The following is a 16,024-nucleotide window of genomic DNA, read 5'->3' on the forward strand; positions in this document are numbered from 1 at the left end:
TTGGGCACAAAGGAGAAGCGTATGACGAAACACCTGATTAATCTGTCCGATTGGACGGCTGACGAGATCGAAGCACTGTTCGAGTCGGCGGATGATTTTCGTTTGCGCCCGCAGCGCGAGCGACTGTTGGCAAACCGGACGTTTTTGCTGTTTTTCCCGGAGTCGAGTTTGCGCACCCGATTGACGTTCGAGCGCGGCATTCGGGAGTTGGGCGGGGATTGCATTCTTTTCCCGCCGTCCACGCTGGATAAACGCGAAGAGCTGCGCGACGTCGCCGGCTATGCCGCGAATTGGGCAGACGGCCTGATTGTGCGGCATTCCGACGAACGGCGCGTGCGCGAACTTGCGCAATCCTCGCCGATTCCGGTCGTCAACGCGATGACCTTTTCAAGCCATCCCTGCGAAATCCTGGCCGATCTGTACGCATTGAAGCAGCGGCGTCCGGATTATCGGAATCTGACCTATGTCTACGTGGGACCCATGAGCAATATCGGGCGAAGCTGGGCGGAAGCGGCAAAGGTATTGGATATGGAATTTCGTCATGTATGCGCGGAAGGGTATGAGCTGGATATGGCCGGAGCGAATCCGAACGATATCGTTGACGCCCGAAATTATACGTTTTATGCAGATCTCGAACAAGCGTTAAAAGGCAGCGACGTAATTCTGACCGATTCATTGCCGGACGATCTGCGGACGCCGGATTATTTTGAACGCTATCAGCTCACGGCAGCGCGCTTGCGACTGGCGAATCCGGGCGCGTTGCTCAATCCTTGCCCGCCTTTTTGCCGGGGAGAAGAAGTGTCGGACGATGCGATTGAATCCGAGCATTTCGTGGGTTACGGCTTCAAGCAGAATTTGTTAACGGTGCAGCAGGCGATTATTGTAAAGGTGCAGCGTGAAGGAGGCCGTACAGGAAAATGAAGCGATTATGGAATCGTTCCGACGATTCGCGCGGCGATTTCCAAGTGTCGCCGGAGGAGCGCTGGTTGCGTTATTTATACGAGCTGCATTCGCCGGAAAAACTGGTCGAGTGGGGCAAAAAGCTGCGCTATCTGCGGTATCGCCGAGCAAGCGGCGGGCATGCGGGCGACGGGGATCGGCTTGCGGCCGCGATCCGGGTCGAAGGACGCGAGCATTTGGAGTCGGTCTGCGCGGCGCTTGGAATCGTGCTGCGTCCGCTTGCGGAAGGCCGGGAAGATCCGGTGAGAAGTCCACGCGTCAAAGATTACCCGGATCTGGGCCAACCGGGCTATACGGAAATCGGAGGCGTACAAGCCTTCGTTTGGATCTATCGCGACCGGCTCGAACTCAGCGTATCCGATCCGGACAATGCGTACGAGGTTAGCACGCCGACGGTGGATGCGGCAGCGGGCGGATTAGAAGATAAGCTGCATGCTTTGCGGGAGCTGCTGATCCAGCCGCCCGATCGAAGCCGGAATTGTGTATGTCCCGAACACTACCCCGAGCTGTTCGAGCCGTGAATCGACGAATCGCGTGAAAGACAGGTTTTCGCGTCAAGCGAGAATCTGTCTTTTTTGCTTTTTGAACTTTTTTTCAGGAATGATTGAGAAAAAGTAAAATAACGAACGAATACACAAGCGGCGCGGAACAACCTAAAGATCGTGGTTCATTTCAAAAACGGAACGACAATGGCGTCGAACGGATTTTTTGTACGAACGGACGAGATTCCGATCCGCCGGTCGACCAACGAGATCATTCCTGTAGAGAACGTCGATTATGCCACGTTGAACGGACAAAAAATCGAATTGGACGGATTCATTCCTTTTCCAACCTCCCTCTACGTGTTAAAATACAGCAGTTATCTACACAGAGACAGGCAACCAAGCACTAGGGGGAAAAAGAAAGCATGACACTCGCACCACGTATTTACGCTACGATTCAGCATTTGTTTATGAAGGGCATCATTGAGACGGTCGAGCTGCGGGAAAAGCCGGAGCAAGACGAAGACGGCAAGCGCACGTATCTGCTCACGGCGGACGGGAAGCCGAAGTATGCCCTGCGTATGGATACGCCGGAAAATATCGCGATGACCGAGCAGCTGCATAAAGCTTACCCGGACAGCGCTTTGCTGCCAAAAGTGCTGTACGCCGATCCGGTCAAAGGGTATCTGGTTCAACCTTACGTCGCGGGCACGACAGGCGAAGACGCCGCGGGACGCGGTTCGAAAAAAGTCTGGTTGCCGCTGCTCGCGACCGAGCTGTTCAACCGTTACGAAGCGGACGAAGCCGGAGGCAAATGGGGACGCTTGACCGAGCCTTGCTCTTCCTGGAGCGAGTTTAACGAGCGTGAGCTGTCGAAGGCACGCGAACATTTGAACGGCTTGCAGCCTGCGGAAGATTGCGAACGCGTGGCGCTGCTGCTTGAGCCGCTGGCGAACACTGGAAACAAATTCTTGCTGCATGGCAATATGGAAGCGCAGAGCTTTGTTTTCCAGGACCAAGAACTGTCGGGCGTGCTCGAATCGAAGCCGACGGCAGGGCCGGTGCTGTACGATCTGGTGCAGGCTTTCTGCTCGACGCCGGATGATCTGTCGCTGGAAGTATTGTTCGAAGCGTATTCGCTGTTGGACGAGAAAGCCGTGGATCAGGAGCGGCTCGTACAGGAAGCGCTGCTGCGCGTCTACTGCCGGATGGGGCAATGCGCCGCGGAGAACCGCAGCGAGCTGAACGAATACGTAGCCGCTTGGCAGTTCTGGCGGATGCTGCTGCCGGAAGCGTAACGATAACCGTATAACCGTTTCAAATAGAAAGAAGGAAAGCGTTGGCTGCGATGCGGCTGGCGCTTTTTTTTGCGTTGACAAAAAGGAGGCAGGCGATTATTATCTAATTTAACAAATAACTAATTAGATAATTGTTAAATTTAATCGGGAGAGATTCGGCCGATCTGCCCTATACAGGAGGTAAGCAAAATGACGGAACACCAAAGAACGCAAACCGAATTATGTAATACAAGCGAATGGTCCGAGCAGCAACGCAAATTTAGGGACTCCGTCGTCCGGAACTTTTTCGACAAGGAAGGCCGGTTGAAAAGCATCCCGTCCCAACTCAAAAAGAAGCTGGTCGTGCTGGAGCACTTGGTTGATCGATTGGAGATAGAACGCGAATACGAGGAAAGCGAGATCAATGCGTATATCCGCTTGTATCACGAAGATTTCGCTACGATCCGCCGGGAATTCATCGTGCAGGGCTTCATGACGAGAGAAAATGAGGTGTATAGGCGTAACGCCCGTTCGGATGTACGCCGCTGGGAAGAGTTGTCTTAGCCGGATGGCACGCAGGAGGAAACGATGACCAAATTGATTGGTTTAGCAGCGTAGCGATTTTGAGTCTGCTGCTCCAATTGACAGGCTCGGGTATGGCGGTCGGGATCACATTGGCGGCAATTGAATACGCAGGCATCGAGTTAGCAAAAAGAAAGGAGCAACAAGCCATGAGTATCACCTTTTGGTTGGTTCGCCACGGATTGAAAGAATCGTTTTGCGGCGATGTGCCGCTGACTGCCGAAGGCAGAAGTCAAGCCCGGGCGACAGCTGCTTTTTTAAAAGAACGATCCATAGCGGCAATCGCGACCAGCCCGTTGAGACGAGCCGTGGAAACGTCCGGATTTCTGTCTCGTGAAGCCGGACTTCAAGCGCTGGAGGATCGGCGGCTACGGGAACGGGCAAATTGGGGAGACATACCGGGCCAGACGTTCGAGGAGTTTGCCGCCGTATGGGAGCAATGCACTCGCGAGCCGGACCATATCCCTCCGAGCGGCGGCGATTCGGCTCGGCAGGCTGCGCGGCGAATGGATGAGGCGCTGCGGGAATGGGCAAGTCGTTATCCGCCGGGGAGCGAGATCGTCTTTTTTACTCACGGAGGATTGATCACTGATTTCTTGACTTTGATGCTGGAACCTGATGAATGGAATACGGTCCATCCGGATTTTGTGGCTGCCCAAAGTCTGCTGATCCCGGAATGTTCGGTCACGGAATTGATTGTTGAAAAGGAAACGTACCGCTTGGGCACTTTTGCCGATACGCGTCATTTGACCCGCTTGCTTCCTTGAACGGATTCATGCTCTAATTGAAGAGTAACGAAATCCACCCGAGAGGAGTTCGGTTGGCATGCAATTGGAGAAATTGGTCGCGTATCATAAGGCGCTGGCCGATCCTACGCGTATACGAATATTAATCCTGCTCAGCGAAGGCGAATTGAACGGGCAGGCATTGGCCCAGCGGTTAAGCGTGACGCCCGCGACGATTACGCACCACGCGACGAAGCTTCGGGCCGCGAGCCTGATTCGGGAGCGGCGGGATAAAAATACGATTTACTTTTCGCTCGACGACTACTTTATCCGTACGAGTGGCGCGGCTACGGCGGATCTGATCTACCGACGCGGCACGGAAAGGAAAGCGGCGGAAGCCGATCCGGCAGTGGCGGAACAGCAGGAGAAGACCCGGAATTCCGTGCTGAAAAGCTTTGTCCAAGCCGACGGACGTTTGAAAAGCATTCCGGCGCAGCTCAAAAAAAAGCTGATCGTGCTCGAAGAAATGGTCAAGCGGCTTGAACCGGGGCGGAAGTATGGGGAGAAAGAGATCAACGAGTTCATTAAAACCTTTCACGAGGACTTTGCCACGCTGCGGCGGGAGTTCATCATGCACCAGTATATGTTCCGCGAGGACGGGATTTACGAGCTGAATCCGCCGGAATTGTGGGAGCGATGGGAGACGTTGAAATGAGAGGCTGCCGGGGAAATATCCCGGCAGCTTCAGTCTGTCGAGAAAGTTGCTGTGGTGCGGGAAGCGAGCAGACTGCGAGAAAAATTCGTTCAAGACGCTGTCTCACTCGTAAAATGGATAGGATTCGAATAAGGAATTTTCCGAGTTCAAAGGCGCCTTGAACTGAATTTTTCTCTCCGTCTGCTCGCTTCCAGCTACGTTAGAGTTTCTCGACACGGCGAGCTACCGGGATATTTTCCCGGTAGCTTTTTCATGCTGACCTGTTAACCTGTTTCAACGCTTATGCTTCGGAACGGAAGTCGCCCACCAGATCCACCAGATCAGTATAGGCTGAGCCAACAAGCGCAGCCAAAGGGCGATCGGAGGCGTGAACGTTTGTCCCGGCGCCGGGATATGGAAGATCGCCGCATAGAGATTGGCCGGGAAAATCAGGATAAGGTAGATCGAGATCACGATGCCCGTTTTTTTGCGGATCGACGGCACGAACAACAAGGCCGCCAAGATCCATTCGAGTACGCCGCTGGCCCAAACGATTTCTCGCCGCAGCGGAACGAAATCGGGCAGAAGCGCCGCGAACCCGTTCGTTTCCCGAAAATGATAAATGCCGGCCGCCACGAACAGCAGCGCGAATAAAATGCGTCCGATCGTGCGCGGTACGGTCGTCGGGGGATAGCGTTCGCTCATCGCGTTCAGCTCCTTCTTGTATGATATGCGTAACGCAACATCGTTTATTACCCGTACGCTTGGCAAAGGACGCCGAAAGCGCAAGCAACCGGGAAACGCCAAAAGACGGAACGGCGTTCCGCGGAGCCGAAACTCCGGGAAGCCTTTCCGTCTTTTGGATACGTTTGGTTTCGAAGCCCGGCTTATGCCGGTTCTTCGTAAAGCTCAACCTTTTTCGTATGTGCCGAACCTGATCAAGAAGCCGTACCGGTTACGTTCGTTCCGTTTTTGTTGATCGTGTACGTGACTTTTTCGCCGCTCCAGAAGTGGAAGGTCAGTTTAACCGTGCCGTTATTCGTTTCGTTGAAGAAGGCCGGTTGTAGCTTGATTGCATTGCTCGTCGGGCTGAACGCCGTCTCGAATTCTTTGAACGATGTCCAGTTCTGCGGGCCGGCGTTGCCGCCGCTTGTATACACGGCTTCCATTGTGGCAAGCTGATCGCCGTTGAAGGCCGTCGGAATCGAGAACGATGAAGTCGTGCCGCTTGTGTTCGACAGCTTCGGCGTCTGATACAGCACGACGTTGAATTTCCAATCCGCGCCGCCGTTGAATTTGGCTGTGATTACGGCGCTTTTGCCCAGATTGCCGGACGAAGTGAGCTGGGTCAGACGGGACGCTTTGAACGTCAGATTGCTGCCGCTCAAGCTGTAATCCGTGCCGGATTGCAGCGTCGTGCCGTTGACCGTCAGCGAAGACAGCGTGCGTCCGTTCAGGTTAAGCGTCACGCTTTTGTCCTGCGCGGCGGCTCCTTTTTTGACATAGACCAGATCGCTGGAAGCCGTGGCGGAACGTCCGCTCCAGCCTGCTTTGATGATATTGAACAGATCGGTATCGGACCAGGTGTACTGCGTGCGGCTGAAATGCTGACCGTTGTCCCACAGCATGGTCGCGATTTGTTTTTGCTTCAGGTATTGGCCGAAGAATTCGAAGAACTTGAGCTTCTCGCCTTGTTCGATGACTCCGGTGTTTTTGTCGAAGCCGAGCAGACCGTACTCGCCGACGATGACCGGAATGCCTTTGGCGACAAAGGTGTTGTAAACGTTATCGAAAGTGGTCGTGATATCGTTCTGCACTTCTTGGTTGAAAGTCGTATAACCGGCGATATTCACGCTGAACGGCCAGAAGCCGTAATAGTGAACGGTCGCGATGATATTCGGGTCGTTCCATTTGGAAATCGCGTTGTATGTCGCCGTCATGCGTGTTTGCGAAGGCGAAGCTTCCAGCGTCGAGATCACCAGCGGACGGGTCGTATTGCCGCCGCCGGATGCACGGACGATATTGCGGAACGAATCGTTCAGCTCATTCAGCAGCGCCTGTTGCTTGCCTTCGTCGGTCGTACCGCCGTCGGTAAAGCGAGGTTCGTTCACGCTTTCGAACATCAGCTTGTTGGAGCTGTTTTTGAAGGCGTTTGCAATTTGCGTCCAGGCTGCGTTGTAACGGGCGAGTGTCTGGTCATGGTTGTTTTCCATTTTGCTGAGCCAGACCCAAGAGTCATGATGCACGTTGATCATCACGTACAGATTGGCGTCGAGCGCCCACTGCGTGACTTCCTTGACCCGGTTCATGTAAGCGGCGTCGATCGTATAGTTCGGCGCGCCGCCGATATGGGAATCCCAGGTAACCGGAATCCGAATGCTTTTGTAACCTTGTGCCGCGATCTTTTGAATAAGTTCTTTCGTGACTTTGGGATTGCCCCAGGCCGTTTCGTCGGCGCCTACCGAATCGAGCGAGTTGCCCAGGTTCCAGCCCGGCTGCATGGCTTCGACATAGGATTGCATCGCACTTTGCGGAGCTGCGGCGGATGCCGTAGAAGATATCGGAAGCAAAGAGAAGAGCAGAACTGCGGCCAAAGCCAGTGCAGCGATCGGTTTAACGGATCTTTTTTTCATGATCAATCTCCTTTGTGGAATAGTAGCAAACAAAATATGTAAATGTAAGCGTTTGCTGATACTAAAATATCATATTAAATAATTTGAAAACACCCTGATAATTAGATACAAAATCATATGGAAATTAGAGGTGGTGTAAAAAGTTGCAAGGGATGGCGCAATACGAAAAGCAAGATGTAAAAGGGCAAAAAAATAAGCGTTCGCTGGGCGTGTAGCTTCATGGATAAGAGCAGTTTGAGGGGAAGAGAGAGGAAGTGTTGATGTTTTGCTCACAATTTTCGAGAAAAAAGAGCAGAAAATAGATAATGTTGATATTTTGCGCACTTTTTTCGATAAAAAGAGCCGTTCTTGGCGTTTTAAAAAGAAAATGTGCGCATAGCGTCAACATATTTTCCGAAAAAGCAGATTTTATCAGAAAATGTTGACGTTTTGCACACATACTGGCATTCGTGACGGCATGAATGGACGAGTAGCTTGAGCTTGTCCGCTTACGATGTTAGGTTACGCCCCGCGACTCGATTCGCTAAGTCCCTCCGCAAGCGCAATCCGAACCCGAATCCGAACCTTCATAGCAAACGCTCCGGGTTCAGAGCTTGCAAAGCTTCCGGTACGAACCGGCCGTCTTTGCTGATCAGGACGTCGTCGAAGTAGATTTCGCCGCCGCCGAATTCTTTTTTCATGAGGAGGACGATGTCCCAGTGGATATCGGAGCGGTTGGTGTTGTCGGCGTTCTCATAGGCTTGGCCGAGGGCGAAGTGGATGCTGCCGTTGATTTTTTCGTCGAAGCCGATATCGTTCATGATGCGGTTGATATGCGGGTTGACCCCGATCGCGAATTCGCCGATATAGCGTGCGCCTTCGTCGGTATTCAGCAATTCGTTCAGCTTGGCGTCGTTGTCGCTGCGGCAGCTTGCGATGCGTCCTTGTTCGAAAGTGAAGGAGACGTCGCTGAAGTTTTGGCCGAGGTAGGAGGCACGGGTGTTGAAGGCGATTGTGCCTTCGACCGAATCGCGTACCGGAGCCGAGTAGACTTCGCCGTCGGGCAAGTTTACTTTTCCGTCGCATTTAACGGCCGGAATATCTCGAATGGAGAAGCTCAAATCCGTGCCCGGAGCGACGATTCGCACACGGTCGGTAGCGGCCATCAGCTCGGCGAGCGGGTTCATGGCTGCGGACATTCGGCTGTAATCCATCGTGCAGGTATCGTATAGAAATTGGGCGTAGCTTTCCGTGCTCATCTCTGCCAATTGCGCGTATGCCTTGGTCGGGTAGTTGAACAAAATCCATTTTTTCTTCGTTTGTTCGTCTGTGACGGGGCGATACCATTTGCGGAAAGCGTCGCGTTTGGCTGCCGGGACGTCCGCGTATTCGGAAATATTGTCTTCGCCGAGGATCAATACGACCGCGTCCATCTGCTTCATTTGCTCCAGCTTCATAGCGGCATCCAAGCGGAATTGCTCTTCCGTGCCGTGGAGCATCATGCGCCGGTTTACGGCATAATCGGTATAGTCAATAAAGGCATGTCCTCCGGCTGAATGGATTTCGTCGATAAAAGGAGCAAGGATTGCCGCGTCATGTACGTCGAGCGCTCGGATGAGTACCTTTTCTCCGGGTTGGACGCTTGCCGAATAATGAACGACAGTGCGTGCAAGCTGTTGTAATCGCGGATCGGTCATAGTAAAAGTTCCTCCTGGACATCCGTTCTTCGAACTGGCCCCGCAAAAAGGAAGGCACCGCCGGAACGGGAATCAATGGTTGTTCATATTCGCAAATACGGATCTCCGTCTAATCATAAAATAAAAACACCCTATTGTCTGCCTGTAAAAGAAAGCCGCCCGAAGGAACCGGATCGAAATCCGGAATCGGGCGGCTGAATCTTTTGAAATGGCGGGTCTTCGTTACGAAGCAGGTTGCCCCGTTACGCTTGTTCCGTTTTTCGTCACCGTATACGTCAGCTTGTCTCCGCTCCAGAAGTAGAACGTCAGCTTCACGGCTTCCCCGTCGCGCAGCGTATCCAGCAAGGCCGGGCGCAAGATGATTTTACCCGCATTGTAATCCGGACTGAACGTAGACTCGAACTCTTTGAAACTCGTCCAGTCGTTCGGACCCGCGTTGCCGCCCGAGACGTAAACGGCTTCCATCGTCGCCAACTTATCGCCGTTCCAGACGGTCGGAATAGCAAAGTCGGCGTTCGTTCCCGTGGCTGCGCTCAGTACAGGCGTTTGATGGACGGTCAGGTAGAAGTTCCAATCCGGGCCTTTGGTGAAGCCGGCGGTCAGTACGGCATTGACGCCGAGCTTGCCGGAAGCGGTCAGACGTTGGAGCGTTGCTGCCGGAATCGTCAGTGTCTCGCCGCTTAGCTTGTAATCCTTGTTTTTCGTCAAACGTTTGCCGTCCGCTTTAAGCGAGGTTAGCTTGTTGCCGTTGAGTTGAAGCTGCACGATTTTGTCGGTTGCGGCTTCTCCTTTGCGCAGTTGGATCAGATCCGATTGGGCTACAGACGAGCGCTGTTTTTGACCGGAGCGAATGATTTCGTACAACTCGGGATCGGACCATTTGTAGGTTGTGCGACCGAAGTGCTGTCCGTTGTCCCACCACATCGTGGTGATCTGCTTTTCTTTCAGGTAATAGGTCAGGAATTCGAAGAACTTCAGTTTTTCTCCCTGCTCGATCGTATTGATGTTTTTATCGAAGCCGAGCAGTCCGTATTCGCCAAGAATGACCGGAATGCCGCGTGCGGTAAAGGTATTGTATACGTTATCGAAAGTAGTGACGATATCGTTCCGCGTCGTGTCGTCGAATGTGGTGGTACCTGCAATGTTGACGCTGAACGGCCAATAGCCATAATAATGCACGGTTGCGATCAGGTTTTTGTCGGCTTTCAATTGATCGAACGTTTTGTACAGTTCATTCATGCGTTCTTGCGACGGAGACGATTCGAGCGTCGGGAGTACGAGCGGGCGAGTCGCGTTTTTGCCGCCGGACTTGCGCACGATGTCATGGAAAGAAAGGTTCAGCTCATTCAACAACGATTGCGCGACCGCCTCGTCTGTCGTGCCGCCATCGGTGAATCTAGGTTCGTTGACGCTCTCGAACGAGACTTTGTCCGATTCGTTTTTGAACTTGTCGGCGACCTGCGTCCAGATTGCATTGTAGCGGGCCAGCGTCTCGTCATGATTGCTTTCCATTTTGCTGATCCAGACCCAGGAGTCATGGTGAACGTTGATCAGCACATACAGATTTTCGGAACGTGCCCAACCTACCACTTCCGCGACGCGGTCGAGATAAGCGGGATCGATTTTGTACTCGGGTGCGGGTCCGATATGGTTGTCCCACGTGACCGGAATCCGAATGCTTTTAAACCCTTGCCGGGAAATTTGCTTGATCAGCTCCCGCGTCACGCGCGGATTGCCCCAGGCGGTTTCGTCGGCTCCGACGGAATCGAGCGTGTTGCCGAGGTTCCAGCCGGGCTGCATCTGGTCGACATAAGTCTGCATCTTGCTTTTCGGCGCTTTGGATGCGGCGTAAGACGTTCCGGCAACTGGTAAAAAAGCAATTAAAAGAACGGCGGCCAGCAAAACGGAAAAAGCGGGCTTCGAATATTTTTTTAACATGTAAGCCTCCTTGGTATGTAAAGGTAGTCGGTCCAAAACCGTAATTTTGTAACCGCTTTATCTTTTACCCTATCGGGCTTTTGATGAACATAAACCGTTATCGAAAAAGAGATTTTTGATAAAATAAAGCCCTGGGGCTTTATTGAGGAAGACTTTTTGCCGATACTAAAAAAAGATTGGAAACAAAAATCCATTTCTGTGAATCGAAAGCGACAACAAGAGGAGTGTTCGGAAACGATGAAAGGGTTCAGATTCAATATCGGGTTGAAAATCGCACTAGGCTACATTTTCGTGATTTTGGCTTTGACGGCCGCGATTTTTATCGTTCGATCGCAGATCGACAAGTTGGAAAACGAGATGAACTTTATCGCCGGACATGACATGGACGTGCATGACCGGGCCAATCAGATCGAAAAAGCGGTCATCGATATGGAAACAAGCCAGCGCGGTTTTATCATCATGGGGCAGGACAGCTATCTGGAACCTTACAATGCGGGCAAAACGGCGTGGAAAGAAGATTATGACGCATTGTACGAGCTGGTCTCGGACAACCCGGCGCAGCAGCAAAAGCTGGAAGGTATCCGCACGCTGATCGAGCAGTGGATATCGAACGCCGGCGAAGCGACGATCGCGCTCAAACGCGCCGAAGACACGGAAGGATTGCGCGAGTTTTTCGTGACCGATCCGGGTAAACAGGCGATGGACGCGTTCCGCGAGCAGATTGCGACATTTGTCGATACGGAGAAGCAGTTGACCGGTCAGCGCGTGGAATCGATGCACCAAAGCAATCAATCGTTGCAAACCTTGCTGTTTGCGCTGCTTGGGGGAGTGGTGCTCGTCGCGCTTCTGCTGGCCTGGTTCATTTCTTCGCGCATCGTGCGCAGCGTCAAAGCCGTTACCGGCACCATTCGGGATATCGCGTCTTCGGGCGGCGATCTGACCCGGCGGATCGAAGTGCAAAGCAACGACGAAGTTCGCGACTTGGGGGAAGCGACCAATCTGCTGCTGGTTAGCCTTCAAGACATGATCCGCGATCTGAAAACCAATACCGTGCGGCTGACCGACGCTTCGTCTTCGCTGCGCCAGGGAGCGCAGGAAAACTCCCGTGCCGTCAACGAAGTGACGACGTCGATCCAGCGCGTGGCCGAAGGCTCGGAGCGTCAGGTGACGCAAGCGGAAGACATCACGGCGGTCATGCAGGAAACGATCGCGGGTCTGGAGCAGGTGGCGGAAGCCGCTTCGGAAGTCGCCGGATTAGCTCAGCAAACGCAAGGTATGGCTGCGGACGGCGAGCAGCGGATCAAGCAAAGCGTGACCGAAGTGCAAAGCGTCGCCGACGCGTTCTCTTCGATCCGCGGCAGCGTCTCGGAACTGGCGGAACGTTCGAACGAGGTATTGTCGATCACCGGCTACATTTCCGAGACGTCCAGCCAAACGAATCTGCTGGCGCTCAACGCCGCGATCGAAGCGGCGCGCGCGGGCGAACACGGATTGGGCTTCAGCGTCGTCGCTTCGGAGATTCGCAAGCTGGCCGACCAATCTTCGCGTTCCACGGGAGAAATCAGTCGCATCATCACGGCGATGACTTCGGGGATTCGCGATATCGTCGACCTGGTCGAAGCCAGCTCGGGCAGCGTGGAGCATGGCGTGTCTTCGCTGGACGAGGCGGGAAAAGCGTTCGAATCGATCGTCGACCGCATCGGCTCGCTCAGCGCGCAAGTCGCCGAAGTCGCGGCGAACGTGGAGCAGATGTCCCAGGGATCGCAAAGCGTAGGCGATTCCGTGCTGGAGATCACGCGCGTGACCGAAGAGATGGCCGCGCTGACCCAGGAAGTGTCCGCGATGAGCCAGGAGCAGACCGCTTCGATGTCCGAAATGGAAGACACGTCCGTCCGCCTGAAAGGCATGGCCGATTCGTTGTCGGAGATCGTGGAGAAGTTCAAGATTTAAACCGGATTTCGATTATAGAAAAAAAGGAATCAAGCTTCTGTCCGTCGGCAGGAGCTTTTTTCTGTTCGGCAGCAAGGACGGTTCATCATGGACGGCGCTTTTTTGTTAAGGTAGGGAAAGCCGCATCGCAATGAACAGAAAATAGAAAGCAGGGAAACGATGAGCGTCAGATTGATTGTAGTCGAAGGATTGCCGGGCTCCGGTAAGTCGACGACCGCGAGGGAAGTCGCGCGTTTGTTGAAAACAGCCCAACCTGAACAAAAATCGGAGGATAGCCAACATTCCGAAGAACAGGCCGTCGAAGCCACGATCGAAGTGCTGCGTGCGCGTCGCTTGATGGAAGACAACATTCTTGCCGAGCTGAATATTCCCGTATTCAAGCTGGACAATTCGGGTTACGACAACCTCCGGCGCGAATCACGATTGAACGAGATGTTTGCCTGCTTTTCCGAATAAACGGGCAGCGAACGTTCGCAAACGTCATATCCGAAGCGGACGATCTCCGCAATCCAAACAGCCTGCGCTTTTGCGCAGGCTCAGGCGGTCGAGAAGTCTAATGGAGCTGGAAGGGAAAACGGAGAAGAATTCGATTTTGATACGCGACCTGAAGCATTTCGAAGACATGCACTTCGGAAGGAAAGCCAAGCCCGAAAAGCTCAAATTTGGACACTAAACGATAGAAAATTTGAAAATAGTTGCGAATATGCACTTAATTCATTCAAATTACTCTGTTTGGAGAGAATAGATGCGTATATACACTTAATTTCTCCGCAAATTGATATTTTAAGTGTCTTTTCTTCGAATAGATGTATATCCGCACCTATTTGAAGAATGGAGAGCAAAATGAACGAAATAAGTGTATTCGAGCACTTATTTCAATATGCGACCTGAAGCATTTCGAAGATATGCAGGTTGGAACCCTAAACCCTACAGGCATATTGCACTGTACGCGCGGACTTCGGGTGTTCAAATTAGCTCGAATGTCCGGTATTGTTGAGTAATCCGACATTTTCGACCCCGACCTTTCACGGCTTCGCCGCTGACCCAGAAAAGCACGGGTCGTTTGCGGGTTCGGTTTCCTTTTCAAAACAATGATTTCCGCTATGCCATGCTGCTTCGTCTGGGAACGGCATGCGAGTGCATCGAACCGAACCTGGAGCGCCCTGCGGAAGGTTGAGCAGGCCGCCTTCAAGCTTACCTAAAGAATAATGCTTTCCCCGTTCTCGGCCGAATCTTTACTCCACAACTCCCGAAAATAAGCGTTCCGCTCCAGCAGCTCCTCGAATCCTCCTTGATCCACCAGTTCACCTCCGCGCATCAGCAAGATCCGATCGACCTGCCGAATCGCGTGCAGACGATGGGCGACGACAATCAAAGTCCGCCCGCGAAAACGATCCAGTACCGTTTGCATCACGCGCCGTTCGCTGATGTTATCCAGTGCCGATACCGGCTCGTCGAGCACGACCATATCGCGGCTTTGCGCCAACACGCGGGCAAAGGCCAAACGTTGCTTTTCCCCGCCGGACAACTTCATCCCGCGTTCGCCCACCTGCGTGTCCAGCCCTTCAGGCAAGCTCCGTACCCGATCGCCCAACAGCGCGTCGTCCAGAATCTCATACAGCTTCGCCTCGTCAATCGTCTCGTCGAACACCAGATTTACTCGCACTGTATCGTCAAACACCGGAGCATCCTGCGAAATATAGGAAAGATGCGCATAGAGGCTATCCAGCTTCAACTCGTCGATGTCGGTCCCGTCGATCGTCAAGCATCCGGAATCCTTTTTAAGCAAGCCGAGCATCAGTTTGACCAGAGTCGATTTGCCGCTGCCGCTCAATCCCACGATCGCCGTCGACGAACCCGCGGGTAGGCAGAAGGAGACATTGCGCAGAAGACTGGACTGACCTTCTCCATAGCCAAAAGATACCTGTTCGAACACAATCTTGCCTCTGATCTGTGTAACTTCGGCACCGTAGTCCAGATTAGGGTCGGAAGGAGAATCCATCTCGCGCTCAAATCGAGCGTAAGTCAGCCGATCCAGTTTGTAGTCGACGTAAATGACGTTAAAGATCGCGATAGGCGAGTATACTTTGTCGATCAGCAGCAGAAGCGCCAGTGTAATTCCGATGGTGGAGCGTCCCGCAGCAATATCCGTGATCCCGATCGCCAACACCGCAATCTTGACCCCAATGACCAACAGCTCGAATATCGCAAAAAAAGATTCATGGATCATGCGGATCCGTACATTTTTGCGCACAATGTCTGCCGCAGTTCCGGTCAGCTTTTCGATCTCCCGTTTGTACCGCCGGTTTAGCCGAAATACGACCAGCTCCATAAAGCCGCGTACCGAATACCGGGATCGTTTTTCCTGGCTGGCGAGCAAAGATTCTTTGACGGAATACAGAAAACGGAGCAGCAAGCGCGTTAAAAGGAAAACCGCCACGTAGCCGCCCGCGATCACCCACATGATTTGAGGGCTGTACAGACCGATGAACAGCAGGCTGAACAACAAAGTCGGCAAAAGCTCGGAGAAAATCCGCAGGTAAAATCCATGCACGATGCCCGATCCGGCTTGCGCGCCATTTTCGATGCTTTGGATCAGCTCGCCGGTTCCGATATTGCCGTAGGCGCGATAATCCATACGGGAAATGCGGCCGAGCGCCAGCAGTTTGAGCCGTTCGGCGATGGCTTTGGGAAGAGCGGTTTCGGGATATTCCAGCGCATAACTGAGCACCGCGCTTGCAGCAAGCAAGATTCCGTACAGAAGCAGCAAGCCGCGCAGTTCGCCGAGTCCGGAAAAAGCCGAAACTCCGTCCAGCAAGCGCTGGAACGTTTGAACGCCGTACATGGTAGCAAATTGCAAAGCGAAGCCCAGCACTATATATAGAAGAATTAATTTTTTAAAAGCAAACGCAATAGATTTCAACATGGCAAAAACACCTTTCCGATAAGGAGTAGTGAGCGCGATTGTCCGAACGTTTTCGAAAATCGCGCAACAAAAAGAGAATGCCCGGCCGGGCATCGTCGACAATAGACTGAATACGATCAAAAAGGCAGACTGCCCCCTGGATAGCCGGTACGCGTTTTGATCCGGCCCGAAATTCAGTTAC

The 16,024-nt window shown here is 53.0% G+C and carries 14 protein-coding genes; 9 read left to right on the forward strand and 5 right to left on the reverse strand.

Going from position 1 to position 16,024, the window contains the following annotated elements; translation table 11 throughout:
* The first annotated feature begins 21 nt into the window (after nt 1-21).
* From WKI47_RS19540 to WKI47_RS19570, 7 genes are all read left to right on the forward strand, one after another.
* Nucleotides 22-921, forward strand: coding sequence for an ornithine carbamoyltransferase (locus tag WKI47_RS19540; RefSeq protein WP_340228856.1), 900 nt, complete (start codon nt 22-24; stop codon nt 919-921).
* Nucleotides 918-1,481: a hypothetical protein gene (locus WKI47_RS19545; protein WP_340228857.1), complete on the forward strand. Its 564-nt coding sequence runs from the start codon at nt 918-920 to the stop codon at nt 1,479-1,481. Before WKI47_RS19540 ends, WKI47_RS19545 begins: the two co-directional genes overlap by 4 nt.
* A gap of 141 nt (nt 1,482-1,622) precedes the next feature.
* A complete protein-coding gene (locus WKI47_RS19550) occupies nt 1,623-1,871 on the forward strand; it encodes a hypothetical protein (protein ID WP_340228858.1) in 249 nt (82 codons plus the stop codon).
* The gene (locus WKI47_RS19555) at nt 1,868-2,740 is read left to right on the forward strand and encodes a hypothetical protein (RefSeq protein ID WP_340228859.1); all 873 of its coding nucleotides are present in this window, start codon (nt 1,868-1,870) and stop codon (nt 2,738-2,740) included. Before WKI47_RS19550 ends, WKI47_RS19555 begins: the two co-directional genes overlap by 4 nt.
* A gap of 189 nt (nt 2,741-2,929) precedes the next feature.
* Nucleotides 2,930-3,283 (forward strand): DUF2087 domain-containing protein, encoded by a 354-nt coding sequence (locus WKI47_RS19560; RefSeq protein ID WP_340228860.1) that lies wholly within the window; start codon nt 2,930-2,932, stop codon nt 3,281-3,283.
* A 167-nt stretch (nt 3,284-3,450) separates the two neighbouring features.
* A complete protein-coding gene (locus tag WKI47_RS19565) occupies nt 3,451-4,068 on the forward strand; it encodes a histidine phosphatase family protein (protein ID WP_340228861.1) in 618 nt (205 codons plus the stop codon).
* Between the two features lie 58 nt (nt 4,069-4,126).
* Nucleotides 4,127-4,741 (forward strand): metalloregulator ArsR/SmtB family transcription factor, encoded by a 615-nt coding sequence (locus WKI47_RS19570; RefSeq protein ID WP_340228862.1) that lies wholly within the window; start codon nt 4,127-4,129, stop codon nt 4,739-4,741.
* Between the two features lie 273 nt (nt 4,742-5,014).
* On the opposite strand, the gene WKI47_RS19575 is transcribed toward WKI47_RS19570, so the two are convergent.
* The 4 genes from WKI47_RS19575 to WKI47_RS19590 form a co-directional block, all read right to left on the reverse strand.
* Nucleotides 5,015-5,425, reverse strand: a complete 411-nt coding sequence (locus WKI47_RS19575) for a hypothetical protein (RefSeq protein WP_340228863.1) — start codon at nt 5,423-5,425, stop codon at nt 5,015-5,017.
* A 233-nt stretch (nt 5,426-5,658) separates the two neighbouring features.
* Nucleotides 5,659-7,353, reverse strand: a complete 1,695-nt coding sequence (locus WKI47_RS19580; RefSeq protein WP_340228864.1) for a cellulase family glycosylhydrolase — start codon at nt 7,351-7,353, stop codon at nt 5,659-5,661.
* A 566-nt stretch (nt 7,354-7,919) separates the two neighbouring features.
* Entirely contained in the window at nt 7,920-9,029 is a 1,110-nt protein-coding gene (locus WKI47_RS19585) for an aminopeptidase (RefSeq protein ID WP_340228865.1), read from the reverse strand.
* A gap of 222 nt (nt 9,030-9,251) precedes the next feature.
* On the reverse strand, nt 9,252-10,967 hold the full coding sequence (locus tag WKI47_RS19590) for a cellulase family glycosylhydrolase (protein WP_340228866.1): 1,716 nt from the start codon (nt 10,965-10,967) through the stop codon (nt 9,252-9,254).
* Between the two features lie 237 nt (nt 10,968-11,204).
* Here WKI47_RS19590 and WKI47_RS19595 point away from each other — a divergent pair, with 237 nt between their 5' ends.
* A complete protein-coding gene (locus WKI47_RS19595; protein ID WP_340228867.1) occupies nt 11,205-12,917 on the forward strand; it encodes a methyl-accepting chemotaxis protein in 1,713 nt (570 codons plus the stop codon).
* A 159-nt stretch (nt 12,918-13,076) separates the two neighbouring features.
* Nucleotides 13,077-13,373 (forward strand): hypothetical protein, encoded by a 297-nt coding sequence (locus WKI47_RS19600; RefSeq protein WP_340228868.1) that lies wholly within the window; start codon nt 13,077-13,079, stop codon nt 13,371-13,373.
* Nucleotides 13,374-14,115: 742 nt separating this feature from the next.
* On the opposite strand, the gene WKI47_RS19605 is transcribed toward WKI47_RS19600, so the two are convergent.
* On the reverse strand, nt 14,116-15,843 hold the full coding sequence (locus WKI47_RS19605) for an ABC transporter ATP-binding protein (RefSeq protein ID WP_340228869.1): 1,728 nt from the start codon (nt 15,841-15,843) through the stop codon (nt 14,116-14,118).
* Nucleotides 15,844-16,024: the final 181 nt, after the last annotated feature.

It is taken from the genome of Saccharibacillus sacchari, assembly GCF_037722395.1.
Lineage (GTDB): Bacteria > Bacillota > Bacilli > Paenibacillales > Paenibacillaceae > Saccharibacillus > Saccharibacillus sacchari_A.